The organism is Sphingomonas sp. BAUL-RG-20F-R05-02 (assembly GCF_022662305.1).
Classification (GTDB): Bacteria; Pseudomonadota; Alphaproteobacteria; order Sphingomonadales; family Sphingomonadaceae; genus Sphingomonas.
This window is the reverse complement of record NZ_JAKNQH010000045.1, coordinates 2,501-5,802: the sequence shown is the minus strand read 5'-3', so window position 1 is coordinate 5,802 and position 3,302 is coordinate 2,501. Positions and strand designations below refer to the sequence as shown.

The window sequence follows — 3,302 nt, the reverse complement described above, 5'->3', positions numbered from 1 at the left end:
TTGGTTGCGGGGACAGGATTTGAACCTGTGACCTTCAGGTTATGAGCCTGACGAGCTACCGGGCTGCTCCACCCCGCGCCAAGGATATCCCTTTTGGGGGAGACATGTGAATGGGTTCTGTGTTCGAATTTTATTCTCGCGCACGGGCTTCAATGCCTGGCGACGACCTACTCTTCCATCGCTTAAGCGATAGTACCATTGGCGCAGGCTGGTTTCACGGCCGAGTTCGGGATGGGATCGGGTGGGGCACAGACGCTATAGCCACCAGGCAATGGAGCCGGTGCGCGAGAATGTGTTCGGGTTTAAAATCGATACCGTGCACGTATTGGGAGTTTGTATCAGGCGTTTGCATTTGATCATCCGCCAATCGTCTGACGCTGCTGGTGTGACCCAGGGTTGTCATTGATGGTGGGACTCTCAAGCGCGAATAGAGCAATTAGTATCGGTTAGCTCCATGCGTTACCGCACTTCTACATCCGATCTATCAACGTGATGGTCTTTCACGGCTCTATGAAATCTTATCTCGAGGGAGGCTTCCCGCTTAGATGCTTTCAGCGGTTATCCCGTCCGTACATAGCTACCCTGCTGCGCCGTTGGCACGACGACAGGTACACCAGAGGTACGTTCAACCCGGTCCTCTCGTACTAGGGTCAACTCCTCTCAAATTTCGACGCCCACGGCAGATAGGGACCAAACTGTCTCGCGACGTTCTGAACCCAGCTCACGTACCACTTTAATTGGCGAACAGCCAAACCCTTGGGACCTGCTCCAGCCCCAGGATGTGATGAGCCGACATCGAGGTGCCAAACAACCCCGTCGATATGAGCTCTTGGGGGTTATCAGCCTGTTATCCCCGGCGTACCTTTTATCCGTTGAGCGATGGCCCTTCCACGAGGGACCACCGGATCACTATGACCGACTTTCGTCTCTGCTCGACTTGTCAGTCTCGCAGTCAGGCGGGCTTATGCCATTGCACTCTAACAGACGGTTTCCAACCGTCCTGAGCCCACCATCGCGCGCCTCCGTTACTCTTTAGGAGGCGACCGCCCCAGTCAAACTACCCGCCACAGAGGGTCCCTCACCCGGTTTCACGGGTGCAGGTTAGACATCAGAAAACAACAGGGTGGTATTTCACCTATGGCTCCACGTCAGCTGGCGCCAACGCTTCAAAGCCTCCCACCTATGCTACACAGTTCTTTCCTAATGCCACTCTGAAGCTGCAGTAAAGGTGCACGGGGTCTTTCCGTCTAACCGCGGGAACCCCGCATCTTCACGGGGAATTCAATTTCGCTGAGCATGTCCTGGAGACAGTGGGGAAGTCGTTACGCCATTCGTGCAGGTCGGAACTTACCCGACAAGGAATTTCGCTACCTTAGGACCGTTATAGTTACGGCCGCCGTTTACCTGGGCTTCATTTCAGAGCTTGCACTCCTCCACTTAACCTTCAGGCACCGGGCAGGCGTCAGGCCCTATACGTCGTCTTGAAGCCGACTTAGCAGAGCCCTGTGTTTTTGCTAAACAGTCGCTACCCCCTGGCCTGTGCCCCCTCAAAGTGCTTGCGCATAGTGAGGGCCTCCTTCTTCCGAAGGTACGGAGGCAATTTGCCGAGTTCCTTCAGGACACTTCTCTCAAGCGCCTTGGTATACTCTACCTGACCACCTGTGTCGGTTTCGGGTACGGTCTATACGGTGGGGCTATTTCCTGGAACCTCTTCGAAGCCCTCCCAATCCAATAAGGGAGAACAACACACGAGATCCGTCACACACCACCAGGCCCACGAATATTAACGTGGTTCCCATCGACTACCCCCTTCGGGCTCGTCTTAGGGGCCGGCTCACCCTGCGCGGATTAGCCTTGCGCAGGAACCCTTGGTCTTTCGGCGAGAGGGCATCTCACCCTCTTTATCGCTACTCATGTCTGCATTCGCACTTCCGATACCTCCACGGTCCATTACCAGACCGCTTCACAGGCGTACGGAACGCTCCGCTACCGCGTGGATAAATCCACACCCTAAGCTTCGGTGCATCACTTTAGCCCCGTTACATCTTCGCCGCAGAACCTCTTGTTTAGACCAGTGAGCTGTTACGCTTTCTTTAAAGGATGGCTGCTTCTAAGCCAACCTCCTGGTTGTTTTGGAAGTTCCACATGCTTTCCCACTTAGTGATGACTTGGGGACCTTAGCTGTAGGTCAGGGCTGTTTCCCTTTTGACGACGGACCTTAGCACCCGCCGTCTGTCTCCCGGATATCACTCCTAGGTATTCGGAGTTTGGTTAGAGTTGGTAGGTCTCGCGACCCCCGCATCCATCCAGTGCTCTACCCCCTAGGGTGTCCATCCGAGGCACTACCTCAATAGTTTTCGCGGAGAACCAGCTATTTCCCGGCTTGATTGGCCTTTCACCCCTAAACACAACTCATCCGGTAACTTTTCAACGTTAATCGGTTCGGACCTCCAGTGCATGTTACTGCACCTTCATCCTGGTCATGCCTAGATCGCCGGGTTTCGGGTCTAATACTTCAAACTATGTCGCCCTATTCAGACTCGCTTTCGCTGCGCCTACACCTAACGGCTTAAGCTTGCTTGAAACATTAAGTCACAGACCCATTATGCAAGAGGTACGCTGTCAGGGCTCAAGACCCCTCCAACTGCTTGTAGGCAATCCGTTTCAGGTACTGTTTCACTCCCCTCATCGGGGTGCTTTTCACCTTTCCCTCACGGTACTAGTTCACTATCGGTCGCATACGAGTATTTAGGCTTAGAGGGTGGTCCCCCTATGTTCAGACAGGATTACACGTGTCCCGCCCTACTCAAGTCCTGAAGTCTCACTTTCGCATACGGGGCTGTCACCCGCTATGGCCGGTCTTTCCAAACCGTTCTGCTAGTTGAACTCCAGGCACTGGCCTGGTCCGCGTTCGCTCGCCACTACTAACGGAATCTCGGTTGATGTCTTTTCCTCCAGCTACTGAGATGTTTCAGTTCGCCGGGTTCGCTTCACGAAACCTATGTATTCAGTCTCATGATACCTCACACCATTTAGCCCAACTGCGATCTTCATCGCAGCAGAGTTAAACGGGATGGGTGGGTTTCCCCATTCGGAAATCTGCGGGTCAAAGGTTGCTCACACCTCACCGCAGCTTATCGCAGCGTGCCACGTCCTTCATCGCCTGTATGCGCCAAGGCATCCACGAATTGCCCTTACCTCACGCTTGAGAGTCCGCACCACCAATGACAACGCTGGGTTGGCCTTTCGACCAACCAAAACTCGGCAGAGCAGCATCGCCAAAGTATCTTGGTGCGGATGAT

General features: G+C 54.1%; 1 tRNA gene and 2 rRNA genes. All 3 read right to left on the bottom strand.

Features of this window, described 5'->3' with window-relative positions:
• Position 1 precedes the first annotated feature (1 nt).
• Positions 2-78: transfer RNA gene (locus L8F97_RS22245), tRNA-Met, on the bottom strand.
• Between the two features lie 76 nt (positions 79-154).
• Positions 155-269, bottom strand: a 5S ribosomal RNA gene (rrf, locus tag L8F97_RS22240).
• Between the two features lie 147 nt (positions 270-416).
• Positions 417-3,208 (bottom strand): 23S ribosomal RNA (locus L8F97_RS22235).
• Positions 3,209-3,302: the final 94 nt, after the last annotated feature.